Here is a 15,634-nt window from a genome sequence, read left to right as displayed (position 1 = left end):
GAGGAAAGTATGGAAGAGTAATGAAAAGTAAATTCCTTTCCTATTAGGGTTCTATTAGGGGATTAATCACACTTCTCGTCTGATTTACCATCAATATAGTAAATATTTCCTTCATTTTTAAATGTGTGATTTTAAGATCGCAACAGTTTATGATATTGATAAAGGAAGAATAACTTAATCTACTACTATAATGAAGTCAGTCTTTAAAAGGGAAGTGATAGTTAAATGCTTTATATAAGCGATATCCAAAAGATAATTAATAACACATTAAATGAGCACAATTTGGATATTATTTATGAATTTGACAATAATCTAAGTGCACCTATGAGTTATAACGTATCGACCAATACTATAAAATTCAATTACCTTCAAGTTAACGGGTATAAAGGGAAAATTAGAATTAAAGAGACAGAGGAAGACTTTGTTAAAATTATTCTTTATCGTATGATTGGTTATTATTTGGATTTTAAGAAAAACAAACATGATTTAAGGATTTTAATGTATGGTCACGAAGAAGAAATAGAAAAGCTAAAATCCGAAATAGAAACTAATGCTTGGGATTATGGGAGAACATTAATACCTGAACAACTATTGGAGTCATATGATAAAGTTCGTGAATTAGATAAAATGCTAATAAATTAATAGGTTAGCTAAACAAGCGATGTAGACACCATCTGACTATGTAATGAAAAAAGGGATTTTTGACAGTTATGTGAACAGGTAGGATTAGCAACTAGACATAGAGAATACCTATTTATCAAAAAGGGGGCTTCTTTAATGGGAAAAGAAAACTTACTACCTGTAAAATGTTCTTGGTGCAAAAAAGAATTGGGTGCAATAGACTTGGTAATAATCAATGAATCACTTCAGCTTAAGCATATTCAATGCCCGGATAAAGGAGAAAATGCATCAATTATTGATGTAGGATATTTTAATGATGTTTCCCGAAAATACCTGACCTGTTCTCGTGAAAAAGTCCTATTAAGTAGGTAGAGAATTTATTGAAGTCACTTGTAACCTCTCTTACTTGAAGCCCGAATCAATAAAAATAGGCAGCAATCTACTGCCTATTTACCCCATAAATACAAGAAAACCGGGGAAGCAACAGCAAAAAACAACGTTTATTCCATTAACATTGCTATACAAAAAGCAGGCACATCCATTGTGGGTTATGTGGTTGATCCAGCAGGAAATAAAAGGGGAAGCAAATCAGTCAAAGTTATCGATAAAACAGCACGATCAGTTCCAACAGTCAATAAAATAACAAATAAGACAGTAACAGTAACAGTAACAGTAACGGGTAAGAGTAAAAATGGCGCATCTTTATATTTACAATGGAAGTAAGAAGATAGGACAAGGATTAGTGGATTGTAGAGGAAACTATAAAGTGAAAATCAAGGCACAAAAGAAGGGTTTGTCAAGACAAATCAGGCAACAAGAGTACGAGTAAAAAGGTAAAAGTGAGTTGGGTTTAATATTTGGATAGTGTAGGACCAACAATTAATAGGCTTTACATTCGAGAGTTAATACTTGTATGAGTATTAACTCTTTTTTGTTCGGTTTTAACTAGAATTCTATTAATGCAACCCTGGTTGTTGTGTCTTTCGTTTCAAGTCTTCATTCTATTATTTAAATAACATTGGAGAATCTATTAATAAAAACTAATTATGGTAAAATGTAGATGGATTAATAACTAAGTAGAATTGGAGAATGGAATAATGAAATCTATCTTTTTAAGGGCGGGATTATTAACGTGTTTATTACTCGGTTTGGTTTATGATGAAACCTCCGCCGCGTCAGAATGGTCCTCCAAATGTTTACCGTTGTTTGGTGTAATTAAGGAAAATGAAAATCCCTCTTTTCAGCATATTAACTGTTTACTGACGAATGCAGCTTTGGATGCAGAAATCCCTCCTGAAGTAGTAAAGGCTGTGGCTTGGAAAGAAAGTGATTGGGTGCAATTCATAGCGCCGGGCAAACCTAAAATTTCCTTTGATGATGGAATCGGTATCATGCAGGTTACAGATATACCAGAGGACTACAGCAAGGAAGAGAAATTAAAATATGTAGAGAAATTATCATACGATATTACTTTCAATATCGAGGAGGGCGTCAAAATCCTCAACGAAAAGTACGATTATCTCGATAACAATACTCTTCCAAAAATACAAGGTGCGGGGAGACAGGAAATAGAAAATTGGTATTTCCCTATCATGGCATACAATGGAACAGTATCTATTAACGGTCCTGTATACCAAAGCGATGGGACGAAAAATACAAAAGCTTATCAAGAAATAGTCTTTTCTTCTATTGAAAATGACAGTTTCTTAAAAGATACTCAATTAGCACAATTTCCATTTAAGAAAGAGCACTTCTCATACGACCCTAAAACCAACAATATTAATTTTTTACAGAAAACCTTTACACTAGTGGACCCATTGCATACTTCTGTCTACTTTGTAAAAAACGGGCAAGATGTAGTCGTAACAGGAGGGAATCGGTATTTAAGAGCAAAGCCTGCTGCTTCCAGTGAGATAAATTATATAGCTCCAAAAAATACTTTATTGGAAATCACAGGAGAATTGGCATATACCTTAAAAACAGAGGAAACAGCAAATGCAAATCAGTTTGTCTGGTTTCATGTTAAAACGAAAGATGGGAAATCAACTGGTTATATTTCCTCTGCTTATATTAAAAAGAGAGATTCGTCTTGGACACCACCTGTAGATAACGCAGCTCCTGCATTACCAAAAGTGAATGAAGTAACAGATAAAACGACGAATATAATAGGGGAAAGCGAACCTGGTTCCATCCTTATGGTTAAAGCCGGTACACCAGTAATAGGGCATACTACAACAAGTGCCGATGGTAAATTCACCGTCCGAATATCCAAACAAAAAGCCGGAACAAAAGTAACCGTGACAGCAACAGACGATGCTGGAAACACAAGTGCAGCAAAGGAGATGACGGTTAAAGATGTTACAGCTCCATCCACACCGACCGTGAATGCCGTCTATGATCATGCTACGGTTATTACAGGAAAAGCGGAAACGAATGCAAAAGTATATGCGATGGCGGGAAGAAATAAAATCGGGGAAGCAACAGCGAAAAACAGTGCTTATTCCATGAAGGTTGCAAAACAGAAAGCCGGTACATCCATACTTGTTTATGCGGTTGATGTAGCAGGAAATAAGAGTGCAAGTAAGTCAGTTAAAGTAATCGATAAAACAGCTCCAACTACCCCAAGTGTTAGTCCAGTTTATGATAATGCGACGACTATTTCGGGTAAAGCGGAAACGAATGCAAAAGTATATGCGATGGTGGGAAGCAATAAAATAGGAGAAGCCACATCTAAAAGCGGTTCGTATACTTTTAAGATTTCGAAGCAAAAAGCCGGAACATCCATTGCCGTTTATGCCAAAGATGCTTCAGGGAATAAAAGCTCCAACAGAATCGTTAAGGTAATCGATAAAACAGCCCCACCTGTCCCAACGGTTAATAAAATAACGAGCAAGACCGTAACGGTTACCGGTAAGAGTGAAAAGAGTGCATCGATTTTAATGTATAACGGAAGTAAGAAAATTGGGCAAGGTGTAGTAGATAGCCGGGGAAATTATAAAGTGAAAATCAAGGCACAAAAGAAGGGATCTATTATAAAGGTATACGCTCAAGATAAATCAGGTAACAAGAGTAAAAGTAAAACAATGAAGGTAAGCTAATTAATCAAAGATACTATCAACATCGGTAATACTTCTCTGAGTATTACCGTTTCTTTTTTGTATATTCTATTAAACAATAATGTTGGTACACTAGCCTAAATAGAACTGCTTCACTTTTAACACAAAAAGAAGCTGCTGCTTACAATTCTAATCATTCTTCTGATAGAGAACGACGTCTAATCCTCCATTTGGTAGACGACTAATTTTTATTATTTCCTTTGCCTAAAAAGCGGGTCCCATAGGTTGTGAAAAAATCATATCGCCATCGATTTTCTTTTCAATTTCTTAACCAAATATCGTTTTCTTTACAATGTATACGTTTACATTAAATTACATCCACCAAACAATCTACTATATGATTCTTGAAATCTGTACTTCCCACTTTTATTTACCTTTCCTGTTTTCATTTGTAAAAACAACTATGGATTAATATGTTGTTACAAGAGATAATAAACCGTGCTAAAGAGACACCATACAGGGGGAAACTCTGAGCTCTATGATGATAAAAAAGAACCAACTATCCGTACCGTTGATTTGAGCAATACAGTTGTTGCGGAAAACAAGAAGCCAATTGAATTCGAAGAAGATGGTGAGGATTCCGAACAAAAACCTAAAGAGCTTGGAACCTTTAAACTATGTGAAAAGGTAAATGTAGAAGGTCATATCATTACATTAACAAATGCACATTATACAAAGGAAAGAAACGAATTTGAAGAAACACAGCCCAAAGAAGTATTGGGATTTGATATTGAATACCAAAATGGGACAAAAGAAGAACAAGTAGTAAGCGCGGGAGATTTTGAAGTGTATGACAGCAAAGGTGAAAAGATGGAGGTATATGCTCTCGATACATTAACCGAGAGTGTTCAAGCTGGTAAGCACGTTAACGGACCTGCTGCTTTCGAAGTAACCGGTAATGCACCTTATGAAATCTTCTACACAGATTATATTACGGGTAGCAAAGCAAAATGGATTATGGAAGTGAAATAATCGTTTCATGTTCATTTTTTGAAGCAAAAATTTTAGGCAAAAAGGTACTCACAACAATAGTGAGTACCTTTTTTTGTTATGCCTTTTATGTTTCAATCTTCTATATAAAAATATCAATGCATTGTTCTACAGTTGTAGCAGTGGCTAACTGTTTAGCTTTTGTAGCCAGTACATCTGCCGGTTCAGTATCGAGAATAACACCAAATAAATTTTCTATTTCATCCAAGCTTTTTTCTAAACGGGTAGAGATGATTGAAATCGCTATTTCTTTGACAAGTCTGTGTTCAGCCATGTTAATACTCACTTGAATCACCCCTTCTAATAAACTTAAATACCTATATTCGCTTTTCTAAGTGTTAATTCCTTTCAAGAAAAGAATATGTCGAAAAATAAATCGACACCATTCGAAAATAATGTGTAAAAAAGAGAAGTCTTGTTCAACTAACGGGTGAGTTAGCTGAAGATCAGAGCTGTCTTTAAGGCAGCTTTTTCTAATGCAACTATCGGGGCAGGTTAGTTGAATAAACACAGTAATATTTGATGAGAAATACCGAACCCCATTTTACTAAATGGGGTTTTATTTTTTAGCTCCACAGTCTTTATTCAAAAATGTGGCAAGCTATTCTGTTTTATTTTTAACTCAATTGCAGATTGAAGGAGGTTACAAATGGCTGTCACACCCTGAGTTAATTGTTGTTCATTCATATAAGAAAAGCTTAATCATAAATGATGATTAGGTGAGTAGAACACCGACTAATAATGTTGCCCTTGATAAAATCATCATTTCCTTTAAGCCAAGTCTATGGGAGAAATCATAATAGAACTATACTTTTGAGGCACAATAAATTGAAAAGAATAAAAAGGATACAAAGCGAGGGGTTTTATGAAAAAGGTTACTATGTTTTTCCTATGTCTTCTTATCTTAATACTTCCATCACAAGTTTTTGCTCAACGAAAAGTACCTATTTTAATTTATCATTCGATTGACGAGTTTACTGGGCAGGGTTCTAAGGAGCTATATGTAACCCCGAAGAATTTCGAGAAACAAATGATTTATTTAAAAGACCATGGCTACACATTATTAACTTTTGATCGGTGGCATGACATTTATAAAGAAAACAAACCCATTTTCATTACCTTTGATGACGGATACAAAAACAATCTGAATGCCTTTGCTATCTTTCAAAAACTTAAAAACGAACGTTTTAAACCAAGTGGCACCATTTTTGTTATTTCTGACTTTATCGGTCGCTCAAACAGATTATCGAAATCGGATTTAAAAATGATGGCTGATTCGGGTATAATCTCGATCCAGTCTCATACTGCTACACATCCTGATTTGACGAAAATAGAAAATTATGAATATGAACTGAAAGGGTCCAAAGATAACATTCAAAAAATAACAGGCAAACCAGTTAATGCTCTTGCGTATCCATACGGAAAATTTAATGACATAGTCGTAGCAGAAACGAAGAAATATTATTTGTATGGACTTACGACAACTCCTGAACAATTTTCTGAGAAGGGCATTAAAGACGAACTTTATCTTTTACCAAGAATTTATATCAAGTATTCAACTACTCTTGATGACTTTGCGAAGATAGTTGAGAGCGAATGAAGGCGGTACCTATACCAGGTAATCGCTTTTTCTTTTAGAACCGAGGGAGAAATACTTAATAGTGCTTATAGGGGAGAGTCAGGAAAATGCGTACTTAACAACGATAAGCATCTTATGAGGCATTATAAAGCCTAATTTAGAGGTATTTTGAATGTTTCTCAAAAGGGTGCGTTAGTTCATTAAGGATCACTAAAAGTAAAAGACCTTCTCTGGAATAGGTATTTTTTTCTGTCTTTTATAGGAATATTAGTTCGTATATAATAAATAAAAAGGAGAGATCTTTCTAATGGGTACAATTCGTGATAGAGGAATCATTAAATGGCAAGCAGCATTGATTCTACCAGAACATAAAGCATTAAATAAAAAAAGGATAAGAACGATTATTTCTAAAATAAAAAACCTGTCCTTGATGAATACCAGGTTGAAGAATTTGAAAACAACATTCATTATGCAATGGAATATCATTTACCGATAAGCTTTAGATTGCATAACGAGGGAAATCCAATTGAACTGCATGGATACTGTGTGTATATTGATCCTGTCACGAAAGAGTTAAGTATTCAGAAGAAAGATAGTTCCTTCGAGAAAATTAAATTTAATGAAATTATTAGTGTGATCGTTGAGGATTAAATAAAGTCCTTTTTAAATTCAGGAAGGAAAAGGCACAGAGATTAAGGAGTATACAAATGGAAATTCAGATTGAGGTTCAATTGTTTGCGAATGGTGCTAAGTTCTTACAGTCTGGCAGTTGTTCAGTAATTACAACTGACTTTAGAAAAGAACCGAAATGGGCAGCTGCTGTATCAGCTTATGAGTGGATACAAAAGATAAAAAGATCTGTTCGCTATCCAGGCGACTTTCAAATTGTTAGTGTTGTTTACAACGGAGAAAATGACATTACAGATTTAGTAAGAAAGGTACGCCCTATAATTTACGACAGTTAAACCAATGATAGCTATCAGCCGGTTACACTTTATCGTGGTGAAAACCGGCTATTATTGTATCCGAACTCCCTTAACGTAGTAAATCCGGGTTTTGCTGGTGGTACCCCTATTAAACTAAAACGTTTCTAGGGTCTAGCCTATAAAATTTTTAATTATGAACAAAAAAAGAACCTCTAAAGAGATCTCTAAATTTTATTTTGACTCTATGGTAGTAACTCCTTTTGGGTCAAAACGATACTCTCCAAGAAAGTTGATATGCTCCCATACCAATGGAGCTTTCAACTTTTTTGAGCTGATACTGTAGATCAGGGCCAATTAATTAAATAAGGTTTATTGAATAAACAGGCATCATTAACTTAAGAAAAGTAATGTATAAAGTTTTAATGATATACTTAAAAAAGGAAAGTGGGGAGATATTATGTGTACTCCAAACTTACTACATACAAATAGGGCATAGGAGGTTGTCATGCCAAGAACAAAGTACGTAGAAATATATGAAGATTTAAAAAAGAAAATTGAACAGAATGATTATCAGTATCAACAACTCCTTCCTTCAGAGAATACATTAATCATAGAGTATGACTGCTCAAGAAACACATTACGAAGAGCAATCGGAAATCTTGTAAACGAAGGGTATGTACAAACCAAGCATGGGAAAGGTGCCCGCGTGATTTATCAAGATTTTAAGGGAAATGAATATATGTTTGGTGAGACGGAAACGTTTAAGGAGTTTGCTATTCGAAACAATAAGAAACATCGGACAGACGTCACCGTCTTTGAGGAATTGGTTGTAGATGAAGGCATTAATGAGCATACCAGGTTTCCAATCGGTGTTGAAGTGTATCACCTGAAGCGTGTCCGTTATTTAGAAGGTAATCCCGTAATTATGGATTATAATTATTTTAGGAAAGATATTGCTAAAGGATTAACGAATGAGGTAGCAGAGGATTCCATTTATGAATACTTAGATAGAGAGCTGAACCAACGGGCGGTCACTGCAAAGCGGAAAATGGTGGTAGAAAGAACTACTGAGATGGATGAGAAATATTTAAAATTAGATGGATTTAATAGTGTTGTCGTTGTGACCAGTCATGTTTTTAATGCGGATGGAGTGATGTTTGAACATACTCAATCAAGGCATACTCCGGGTAACTTTGTGTTCTTTGATCAAACACAGCGAAAATAATAAAAGTGTATGAGATGAAGTTCTCATACACTTTTTTAATTAATTTGCCAGTTTTGATGCTAAATGGATAAACACGCTGGACGTCCACGTATGGGCAAGGTCTCGCAATCCTTCCCCCGTTTCAGCATGGAAGTTTTCCGCAAACCCTCCATGTTTACAAAGCTCTAGGAACTTCTCGGTTACTTCATTTGCTAATTGTTGTTCGCCGCATTCTTCAAATGCCTCTATAAACAAGAGAGTGGTAGGAGCCCATATTGGTCCCCTCCAGTAAGCGTCCTCCTCATAATAAGGACTGTCGATGGCTTCCGACGCAATCCCCCACTTTGTTAAATACTTTTCGCTCTTTAGAAGATTGAGGATGTTTTTTTTAGCAGCTTCAGGAAGTTTGTTTCCCAAGATAATTGACATTAAAGGCAGTATTCCTTGGCTCTCAATTACTTTACCGTCTCTTGTAAAGCGAGCAAATGGAAGGTCCTCAATGAGGAAATAGTCGCAAAATTTCTGCATGTATTTTGTGGATTGTTCTTCCCAATATTTCTTATCTTCTACTTTATCAAGTTTTTCTGCCACAACAGCCAGCATATCCATCGACTTAATCAAGAATGCTGTTAAGTCTGGTGAGTCGATGATGTTTGCATCTCTGAACACCGTGCTGTTATCCTGTCCGGAATCATTCCCGTGATGGTACTCGCAAATCCCGTCGCCATTGAAATCTTTGTACTGAAGATAAAATTCTACATGTCTCTTGATTTGAGTATATATTCTCTTTAATTGTTCAGTAGTCAATGTCATTTTTTTCATCATTTTCAACACGAATAACCCTTGTACGGGAGGCTTGGAGAAATTCCAACGGATGGTCGAATCGCTGAGGGAACCTGGAATTTGTCCGTTTACGTCCTGATAATCGAATAATAACTGAATTTGATCCCATGCGAGCTCATTATCAACACCAGCAAGTGCTAATGCGTTGAAGGCATTATCCCAACTCCAAACACCTGGGAAATTTGTATTCGACATATACAAGGCTTTTCTCTTCAACAGCCCTTGTTCATTCACAATACATGTCCAATTCAGATAAGCAGCTTCCCTTAGGGTTTTTTGATACCTTTCGGGAACAGCAGGCTGTTTAGATAAGAATTCTAGAAAATGATTCGTGCTCTTATCCAATGCTTCTTCAAATTTATACTCCCTTTTTACTGGAATTGCCCCACTTGTAGGAATGTCTTCAATGACACATAAAAATTTATCTGACTCATCCGTTGAGGTGATTTGGATACTCGACAGGTTATTTGCTTTGTTTGTGCTGCCTGTCGTATCCATAAATACGTTTTGTTGAAGCATGACTGATCCTTGAGGTGCAAAAATCATGTATTTGGTCAGATTCTTGTAGCTATTGACAATGCAGTAGTCTTCACCGGTTTTTCCCAAAAGATAGTTATATTCGAAATTGAAGATTGGCTGGGAATCAAGTGTTAGACCTACTTTTTTCCCTCGGCCTTTTACAAAGATTCTTTCAGCATCTTCAAAGCATACAAAGATTTCCCCACCATTAAATGTCAGGACAATCTTAAATTCATCGGCTTCATAGGTGTACTCAACTGGAGTCCCATTTATTGTTGGGATGATTTTAAGAGCATTTTGATGCTGTTTTGATTTGCCTCTTACTGAATTAATATAGAGCCCATTTTTCTCTGGGGTCTGGCTTTCTTGGTAAGTGAGAGCCATGTAAGAACCAAAATGACTCATAGGTGTGATTCGTATATCCAAAGTGAGCACTCCTTTTTACAATTTTTCTTGACAATTTATACTGTACTAAAATAAACTTGTTTAAACAAGTTAAAAAAATTATGTAAACGCTTAAGTAGAGGAGGTTATCAAATGGATTTTAAAGATCATGTATCCAGCATCATAAATAATATCGGCGGGTCAAAAAACGTCATTAATGCATCCCACTGCGTGACAAGGCTACGCCTGGTATTAGTAAATGAAAGCCTGATCAATAAAGAGGAGTTAGAGGAAAATGAACTGGTGAAGGGGACTTTCTCAGTGAATGGCCAGTTTCAAGTCATTATTGGTCCAGGGCTAGTAGAGAAAGTGTACAATGAGTTTGTAAATCAGACCGGTACAGAAGAAGTAAGTAAAGATGAAATGAAGAAGATTACTAGTGAAAAAGGGAACATCATTCAAAAAGGTGTCCGGGTCTTGGCAGACATCTTCATTCCGATCCTACCGGCAATCGTTGCTGCAGGTCTTTTATTAGGATTAAATAACCTTCTGGCAAACTCTGGTATTTTCTATGACGAAAAATCCTTGTTGGATGTGTATACGGGCTGGACAGGATTTGCAGAATTTATCAATGTCATTGCCAATACGGCATTTACATTCCTTCCTGTACTCATCGCGTGGTCTGCTGCTAAGAAATTTGGTGGGAATCCATTATTAGGAATCGTGTTAGGTCTATTATTAGTGCATCCTTCATTAATGTCTGCTTATGCGTATGCAGAAAATCCAAGTGAAGTGGAATACTGGAGTCTATTTGGATGGGACATTGCCAAAATCGGTTATCAAGGACAGGTTCTTCCTGTTATTTTTGCGACATGGGTTTTAACATGGTCTGAGAAACGTTTGAAAAGCTTCATTCCAGATAATTTACAAATGTTATTTGTGGCACCGATTTCATTAGTCTTCGCTGGCCTATTAACATTCGGAGTCATCGGGCCGATTACGATGACAGGTTCAAACTGGATTACGGATGGTATTCTTTATCTGTTTGAAGTATCCCCTGCGTTTGCCGGAGGCGTGTATGGATTTATTTCCGGTCCTCTTGTCATTACTGGAATGCACCACATCTTCTTAGGAGTGAATTTGCAAATGGCCGGTACACTTGGCTATGTTACTTTATGGCCGATAGGGGAAACGGTTACACTAGCTCAAGGCGCTGCTGCGTTGACTATGTTCTTTATTCTGAAGCAAAATCAAAAATTAAGAGGTGTGTCACTTACTGCAACGTTATCCGCATGGCTTGGGGTTACTGAACCAGCGATTTACGGGATCAATCTTCGATTCAGGTATCCTTTCATTGCCGTTATGGTAGGAAGTGCATTCGGAAGTGCGTATCTAGCAGCACAAGGTGTGAAAGCTACTTCTGTCGGAGTGGGAGGAGTTCTATCTTTCCTTTCTGTTTATCCGGAACAATGGAGCGTCTATTTCATTGGGATGGCCATAACATTTATCATCACCGTTACGTTAACTTTTGGGTTCTTTAAAAGTAATTTATTTAAGGCTGATAAAACTCTTGAAAAAAAAACAGAGGATAAGGGTAAAAAATCTTTAGAATTAAAAACGCTATCAAAAAACGTTTAAAGGTAAATGATTAAAAACCACTTACATATTGTGCAACAAAGTTACCTTTAATAAAAAGATTCAATATTAGTAAGTAATGGATAATCTCATGAAATGAATGTAAAACCTTTACTCAGCAAACAGGGTCTTTAATGGAGCAATGAAAAAAGCCTAATTTCTTATCATTAAATTGAGAAATTAGGCTTTTTAATATTGAAATTTCCTTAACGTTGTAAATCCGCATTTTTCCTGACGCTACCCCTTGTTGAATAATTATATCCCAATTTCTCATTTGATCGCTGAGAGATTGGGATTTTTAATATTGGAATATTCTTAACGTTGTAAATCCGCGTTTTGCTAGTGGTACCCCTAATAGAATAAATTCCACCTGAATAAGTAAGGGGAGTTTAATTTAATAGAATATACTCCACTTCCATTAAGTAAGAGGGGGAATTTAAATGTTAAATATGAAAATTTATGTTGGCAAGACTAAGAACAGGTGGAACAGTTTCGCAGTAGGAATAATCGTTGGTATCGGAAATGATCAATATTACATAGTAAGGTTTAGAGATGGAAGGAAAACGTGGATTTTGAAAGATTGGATTTTTTTTGTTTTGGTATTAGAAAGCTCCCTGCCGGAAGTTTTTTTAGTATATAGTAAAATATAGGAAAAAATTAAATAGGGGGGTGTAAATGAAAATTTTATCAAAGTTATCGTTAATCCTTATCTGTGCATATTTTTTGATTCCTGCATCCGAAGATTGGATGACTTGGCCTCCATATCTTTACCTTTTTGATGAAAATGGAAATGTAGTGGATAAATTAGTGGATATACCTTAATGAATCTCTTTAGAGGTTCTTTTTTTGTTTTAGTAGCCGTTAAATATCAAAGGGAATTTCCGAAGTTTGGAAAGTGTCTTTTTTTATTTACACTTTTTAATTGTGACATTTTATTATTGCGTAATTGTGGTTTTGTGTTATGAAAGCATTAAATGACTCTAGTGTGTATTTTTACTTGTTCAACTAACGGGACAGGATAGTTCCACAAGAAAATGGAAACATCACCCAATTCATCAGTGGTTATGCTAAAGTTAAATAGACATATAGAGTAATAATTAAAAGAGCATTTATTAAATTTCATTCATAAAAAGGTGGTGAGGCAAATAATGATTTTTGTACCATTTCTTGTAGCTTTTGTGATTGGAGTCATTATATTGTTAGTTACGTGGTGGTTTAAAAAATTAAACCTTCCCCTATTTGTGCGAATTCTACCAGGATTCTTAACAGTTATAGCTGCTATTATTCTATTTTACATTGGTTACGTAAACATAAGGGGGTTTGAAGGGGCGGCTTATGGGATTCTCTCTGTCTTTTTAATTTGTTTTGCAATTTTATCGTTCATTATGGCAAAAAAGCCATCAAAGGCACGATAAAAAGAGCTTAAACTAACAGGTACTTTACTTACTTCAATGACAGAGGTTGCTGAGGCAGCCTTTTTTGCATTTACCTACATGCTTGGAGAGTTTAAGGAACTTTCAGCCGTCACAGTGCAACAATTCCCTGAAGTCGAATTATTGGATATCCATAAAGTCATGGAAAAAACGACAGATGATCAAATGCTGATTACAGGGAAATTGACCAACGGCGCAACAGCTAGCGTTCATATACAAGGGGGAGTTAAGCATCAAACGGGGCTTACTCATGAAATTTTCGGAGACAAGGGAACAATCGTACTCAATGCACCTGCTTCCATTCAATTTTGATCACACCAATTAAGGGGTGCAGGACCTACTGATAAAGAGCTTCATGAATTATCAATCCCAGATGCTTATTACTGTGTACCGGATTCCCTAAAAAACGATGCAGGGTTTGTTCTGAATGTCGCTCAGGCGCACAGTAAGTTTGCTAAAGATATACAAGAAGGAACCTCCAGAATGCCTACTTTTGAGGATGCGGTGAAGCTTCATCAGCTTCTGGAGACAGTGGAAAAAGCAGCTCAAACCGGTGAACGCCAATTTTTATAATGGCTTTATCAATGACTGCTAATTAATTAAAATCATTGCTAAACGATCTTCAATAAAAGGCGCTTTAATGAAGTAATGAAAAAGCCCAATTTCTCTATAATTCACAGAGAAGTTGGGCTTTTTAGTATTGGATTTCCTTATCGTTGTAAAACCGCATTTTCCTGATGGTACCCCTAGAAGATTATATCCAATATTATAATCACCGACGAATCAAAGTGAAATTAAATGGCATGAGCCCAGTAGATTACCGGGTTCATGCCCTCAAGGTTGCCTAATTAAATAAAGTGTCTAACTTTTTGGGTTCATTTCAGTTTCTAGTAATATATTTTCATACCAGAACCATATTTTTTTACTTCACTTAAAAAAGCTAAAGAGATCGCCTTTGTAGTTTAGAAACCAAATAAATATTTGTGGTTTTCAGAATAAGAAACATCTAAAATTATGAAGACTGTAATGATGAACCGAAATTTTAGAACAAACAGTATGACTTCTTATCGAATTTACCGATTACGCGCTTAATTTTAGCCCTTCAATCTGTGCAGTTGAGGACCCCCGTTTCATTTAGAATCTCATCCGTATGTTCCCCAAGCAGAAGAGGATATTTTCTCAAACTTGCTGGTGTGTCAGACAATTTTACGGGGAATCCTGGCATCTTTAAATTGTTGACTTTTGGATGTTCGACCTCCAGAATCATCTCCCTAGCCTTCACATGGGGGTGGTTGACTACTTGATCGATGGAGTGGATCGGTCCGCAGGGTTCAAGATTTGAAACGAATGACGACCGGGTTATTCATCGTTCCATTCTGATTCCAATTATTAGTGAACTTAAGTCGTTCCACCTTCTAAAAGTTTAACAGGCAGATATGTCTCCAACGGAAAATCGTTAAAATCACCTTTTATTTCTTTTAATAAAATATCAATTGCTGTCTTGGCAATTAAATCAATTGGTTGTTGTATGGTTGTCAATTCTGGCAGTAAAACTTGAACGGCTTCTGTTCCATCATAACCGACAACCTTTAATTGCGTTGGTATAACTTTTCCGCGTTTTTTAGATTCAGCTATAACAGATGCCGCGATTAAATCATCACTTGCAAAGATTCCATCTACTTCTGGATGTTCATCAAAAAGCTTAGAGATTACTTCTTGATGACTTTGACGAGGTGAAACTTCATATGTAATTGGAAGTCTACTCTGTTCTTTCATAACATCCTCATACGCTATTCGTCTTAAGTTTGCTGGTGTTTGAAGCTCAATTGGTCCATTTATATGAACAATATACTGACAACCTTTCATTAATAATAATTCTGTAGCTTGTTTTCCTCCGCCATAATTGTCAGAACCAACAACAGGGATGTTTTTCGATAAATAGTGGTCGATCGCTACAACAGAAAGATTCTGCTTCTCATAATTTAGTATACCTCGATTATATGTCACAACGACTACTCCATCTACCTGATTACGTATGAGCATTTCTAAATATTTTTCTTCTTTATCTATACGGTTTAAGCTGTTACAAAGTAACAATTTATAGCCTAATGAAGCGCAAATGCTTTCAATATGAAAGGCTAGTTCACCGTAAAATGGGTTACTTGAATTTGGAATAATTAGTCCTATTAAATTAGTTCGTTTATTAAATAGAGAACGGGCTAAATCGTTTGGAAAATAATTAATCTCTTCCATCGCTTTATAAACCTTTTCTTTTGTTTTTTCACTTATGTAACCGCGGTTATTTAATACACGGGAAACTGTTGTTGATGAAACACCTGCTATTTTTGCCACATCGTGAATGTTAGGCTTCATTTCATGTCCTC

At 35.8% G+C, this 15,634-nt stretch carries 19 protein-coding genes and 1 pseudogene; 16 read left to right on the top strand and 4 right to left on the bottom strand.

The genetic code is table 11. The features are described 5' to 3' along the window. Nucleotides 1-225 precede the first annotated feature (225 nt). The 5 genes from ACFVS1_RS15230 (at nucleotide 226) to ACFVS1_RS15210 (ending at nucleotide 4,709) form a co-directional block, all read left to right on the top strand. A complete protein-coding gene (locus ACFVS1_RS15230; protein ID WP_387548544.1) occupies nucleotides 226-642 on the top strand; it encodes a hypothetical protein in 417 nt (138 codons plus the stop codon). A gap of 135 nt (nucleotides 643-777) precedes the next feature. Then, a complete protein-coding gene (locus ACFVS1_RS15225; protein ID WP_387548542.1) occupies nucleotides 778-993 on the top strand; it encodes a hypothetical protein in 216 nt (71 codons plus the stop codon). A gap of 171 nt (nucleotides 994-1,164) precedes the next feature. Continuing rightward, a complete protein-coding gene (locus ACFVS1_RS15220; protein WP_387548540.1) occupies nucleotides 1,165-1,344 on the top strand; it encodes a hypothetical protein in 180 nt (59 codons plus the stop codon). A 374-nt stretch (nucleotides 1,345-1,718) separates the two neighbouring features. After that, nucleotides 1,719-3,719: an Ig-like domain-containing protein gene (locus ACFVS1_RS15215; RefSeq protein WP_387548538.1), complete on the top strand. Its 2,001-nt coding sequence runs from the start codon at nucleotides 1,719-1,721 to the stop codon at nucleotides 3,717-3,719. A gap of 456 nt (nucleotides 3,720-4,175) precedes the next feature. Beyond that, on the top strand, nucleotides 4,176-4,709 hold the full coding sequence (locus ACFVS1_RS15210; RefSeq protein ID WP_387548536.1) for a hypothetical protein: 534 nt from the start codon (nucleotides 4,176-4,178) through the stop codon (nucleotides 4,707-4,709). A gap of 100 nt (nucleotides 4,710-4,809) precedes the next feature. Here the strand turns inward: ACFVS1_RS15210 and ACFVS1_RS15205 are convergent, their stop codons facing one another. Then, entirely contained in the window at nucleotides 4,810-5,013 is a 204-nt protein-coding gene (locus tag ACFVS1_RS15205; protein WP_352921918.1) for a hypothetical protein, read from the bottom strand. Between the two features lie 579 nt (nucleotides 5,014-5,592). Here ACFVS1_RS15205 and ACFVS1_RS15200 point away from each other — a divergent pair. The 5 genes from ACFVS1_RS15200 (at nucleotide 5,593) to ACFVS1_RS15180 (ending at nucleotide 8,457) form a co-directional block, all read left to right on the top strand. Next, on the top strand, nucleotides 5,593-6,327 hold the full coding sequence (locus ACFVS1_RS15200; protein ID WP_387548534.1) for a polysaccharide deacetylase family protein: 735 nt from the start codon (nucleotides 5,593-5,595) through the stop codon (nucleotides 6,325-6,327). A 286-nt stretch (nucleotides 6,328-6,613) separates the two neighbouring features. Beyond that, the gene (locus ACFVS1_RS15195; protein ID WP_387549436.1) at nucleotides 6,614-6,802 is read left to right on the top strand and encodes a hypothetical protein; all 189 of its coding nucleotides are present in this window, start codon (nucleotides 6,614-6,616) and stop codon (nucleotides 6,800-6,802) included. Further along, entirely contained in the window at nucleotides 6,781-6,957 is a 177-nt protein-coding gene (locus ACFVS1_RS15190) for a YolD-like family protein (RefSeq protein ID WP_387548532.1), read from the top strand. Before ACFVS1_RS15195 ends, ACFVS1_RS15190 begins: the two co-directional genes overlap by 22 nt. A gap of 56 nt (nucleotides 6,958-7,013) precedes the next feature. Continuing rightward, nucleotides 7,014-7,271 (top strand): hypothetical protein, encoded by a 258-nt coding sequence (locus ACFVS1_RS15185; RefSeq protein WP_387548530.1) that lies wholly within the window; start codon nucleotides 7,014-7,016, stop codon nucleotides 7,269-7,271. A gap of 466 nt (nucleotides 7,272-7,737) precedes the next feature. Then, nucleotides 7,738-8,457 carry a UTRA domain-containing protein gene (locus ACFVS1_RS15180; protein ID WP_387548528.1) on the top strand — a complete coding sequence of 240 codons (720 nt, stop codon included), beginning with the start codon at nucleotides 7,738-7,740 and terminating at the stop codon, nucleotides 8,455-8,457. Nucleotides 8,458-8,496: 39 nt separating this feature from the next. Here the strand turns inward: ACFVS1_RS15180 and ACFVS1_RS15175 are convergent, their stop codons facing one another. Continuing rightward, nucleotides 8,497-10,224, bottom strand: coding sequence for an amylo-alpha-1,6-glucosidase (locus ACFVS1_RS15175; protein WP_387548526.1), 1,728 nt, complete (start codon nucleotides 10,222-10,224; stop codon nucleotides 8,497-8,499). Nucleotides 10,225-10,335: 111 nt separating this feature from the next. Between ACFVS1_RS15175 and ACFVS1_RS15170 the strand changes: the two genes are divergently transcribed. The 6 genes and pseudogenes from ACFVS1_RS15170 to ACFVS1_RS15145 all read left to right on the top strand — a co-directional run. Further along, entirely contained in the window at nucleotides 10,336-11,820 is a 1,485-nt protein-coding gene (locus ACFVS1_RS15170) for a PTS transporter subunit EIIC (RefSeq protein WP_387548524.1), read from the top strand. Between the two features lie 437 nt (nucleotides 11,821-12,257). Continuing rightward, nucleotides 12,258-12,467, top strand: coding sequence for a hypothetical protein (locus ACFVS1_RS15165; RefSeq protein WP_387548522.1), 210 nt, complete (start codon nucleotides 12,258-12,260; stop codon nucleotides 12,465-12,467). Between the two features lie 25 nt (nucleotides 12,468-12,492). Next, a complete protein-coding gene (locus tag ACFVS1_RS15160; protein WP_387548520.1) occupies nucleotides 12,493-12,639 on the top strand; it encodes a hypothetical protein in 147 nt (48 codons plus the stop codon). 326 nt (nucleotides 12,640-12,965) lie between these two features. Further along, entirely contained in the window at nucleotides 12,966-13,232 is a 267-nt protein-coding gene (locus tag ACFVS1_RS15155) for a YesK family protein (RefSeq protein ID WP_387548518.1), read from the top strand. Nucleotides 13,233-13,268: 36 nt separating this feature from the next. Further along, a complete protein-coding gene (locus tag ACFVS1_RS15150) occupies nucleotides 13,269-13,562 on the top strand; it encodes a Gfo/Idh/MocA family protein (protein ID WP_387548516.1) in 294 nt (97 codons plus the stop codon). A 434-nt stretch (nucleotides 13,563-13,996) separates the two neighbouring features. Beyond that, nucleotides 13,997-14,098: pseudogene (locus ACFVS1_RS15145) on the top strand (IS3 family transposase); the annotation flags it as partial. Between the two features lie 254 nt (nucleotides 14,099-14,352). On the opposite strand, the gene ACFVS1_RS15140 reads toward ACFVS1_RS15145, so the two are convergent. Together ACFVS1_RS15140 and ACFVS1_RS15135 are read right to left on the bottom strand one after the other, a co-directional pair. After that, on the bottom strand, nucleotides 14,353-14,568 hold the full coding sequence (locus ACFVS1_RS15140; RefSeq protein WP_387549382.1) for a CoA transferase: 216 nt from the start codon (nucleotides 14,566-14,568) through the stop codon (nucleotides 14,353-14,355). An 80-nt stretch (nucleotides 14,569-14,648) separates the two neighbouring features. Then, nucleotides 14,649-15,623, bottom strand: coding sequence for a LacI family DNA-binding transcriptional regulator (locus ACFVS1_RS15135; protein WP_352921908.1), 975 nt, complete (start codon nucleotides 15,621-15,623; stop codon nucleotides 14,649-14,651). Between the last annotated feature and the right edge of the window lie 11 nt (nucleotides 15,624-15,634).

The organism is Peribacillus sp. NPDC058075, assembly GCF_042885195.1.
GTDB lineage: Bacteria > Bacillota > Bacilli > Bacillales > DSM-1321 > Peribacillus.
This window is presented reverse-complemented; position numbering and strand designations above follow the sequence as displayed.

Bases quoted from the DNA above. Each gene is read 5' to 3' on its own strand.
- ACFVS1_RS15230 (WP_387548544.1), top strand. From the start codon at position 226: ATGCTTTATATAAGCGATATCCAAAAGATAATTAATAACACATTAAAT.
- ACFVS1_RS15225 (WP_387548542.1), top strand. From the start codon at position 778: ATGGGAAAAGAAAACTTACTACCTGTAAAATGTTCTTGGTGCAAAAAA.
- ACFVS1_RS15215 (WP_387548538.1), top strand. From the start codon at position 1,719: ATGAAATCTATCTTTTTAAGGGCGGGATTATTAACGTGTTTATTACTC.
- ACFVS1_RS15200 (WP_387548534.1), top strand. From the start codon at position 5,593: ATGAAAAAGGTTACTATGTTTTTCCTATGTCTTCTTATCTTAATACTT.
- ACFVS1_RS15195 (WP_387549436.1), top strand. From the start codon at position 6,614: ATGGGTACAATTCGTGATAGAGGAATCATTAAATGGCAAGCAGCATTG.
- ACFVS1_RS15190 (WP_387548532.1), top strand. From the start codon at position 6,781: ATGGAATATCATTTACCGATAAGCTTTAGATTGCATAACGAGGGAAAT.
- ACFVS1_RS15185 (WP_387548530.1), top strand. From the start codon at position 7,014: ATGGAAATTCAGATTGAGGTTCAATTGTTTGCGAATGGTGCTAAGTTC.
- ACFVS1_RS15180 (WP_387548528.1), top strand. From the start codon at position 7,738: ATGCCAAGAACAAAGTACGTAGAAATATATGAAGATTTAAAAAAGAAA.
- ACFVS1_RS15170 (WP_387548524.1), top strand. From the start codon at position 10,336: ATGGATTTTAAAGATCATGTATCCAGCATCATAAATAATATCGGCGGG.
- ACFVS1_RS15165 (WP_387548522.1), top strand. From the start codon at position 12,258: ATGTTAAATATGAAAATTTATGTTGGCAAGACTAAGAACAGGTGGAAC.
- ACFVS1_RS15160 (WP_387548520.1), top strand. From the start codon at position 12,493: ATGAAAATTTTATCAAAGTTATCGTTAATCCTTATCTGTGCATATTTT.
- ACFVS1_RS15155 (WP_387548518.1), top strand. From the start codon at position 12,966: ATGATTTTTGTACCATTTCTTGTAGCTTTTGTGATTGGAGTCATTATA.
- ACFVS1_RS15150 (WP_387548516.1), top strand. From the start codon at position 13,269: ATGACAGAGGTTGCTGAGGCAGCCTTTTTTGCATTTACCTACATGCTT.
- ACFVS1_RS15135 (WP_352921908.1), bottom strand. From the start codon at position 15,623: ATGAAGCCTAACATTCACGATGTGGCAAAAATAGCAGGTGTTTCATCA.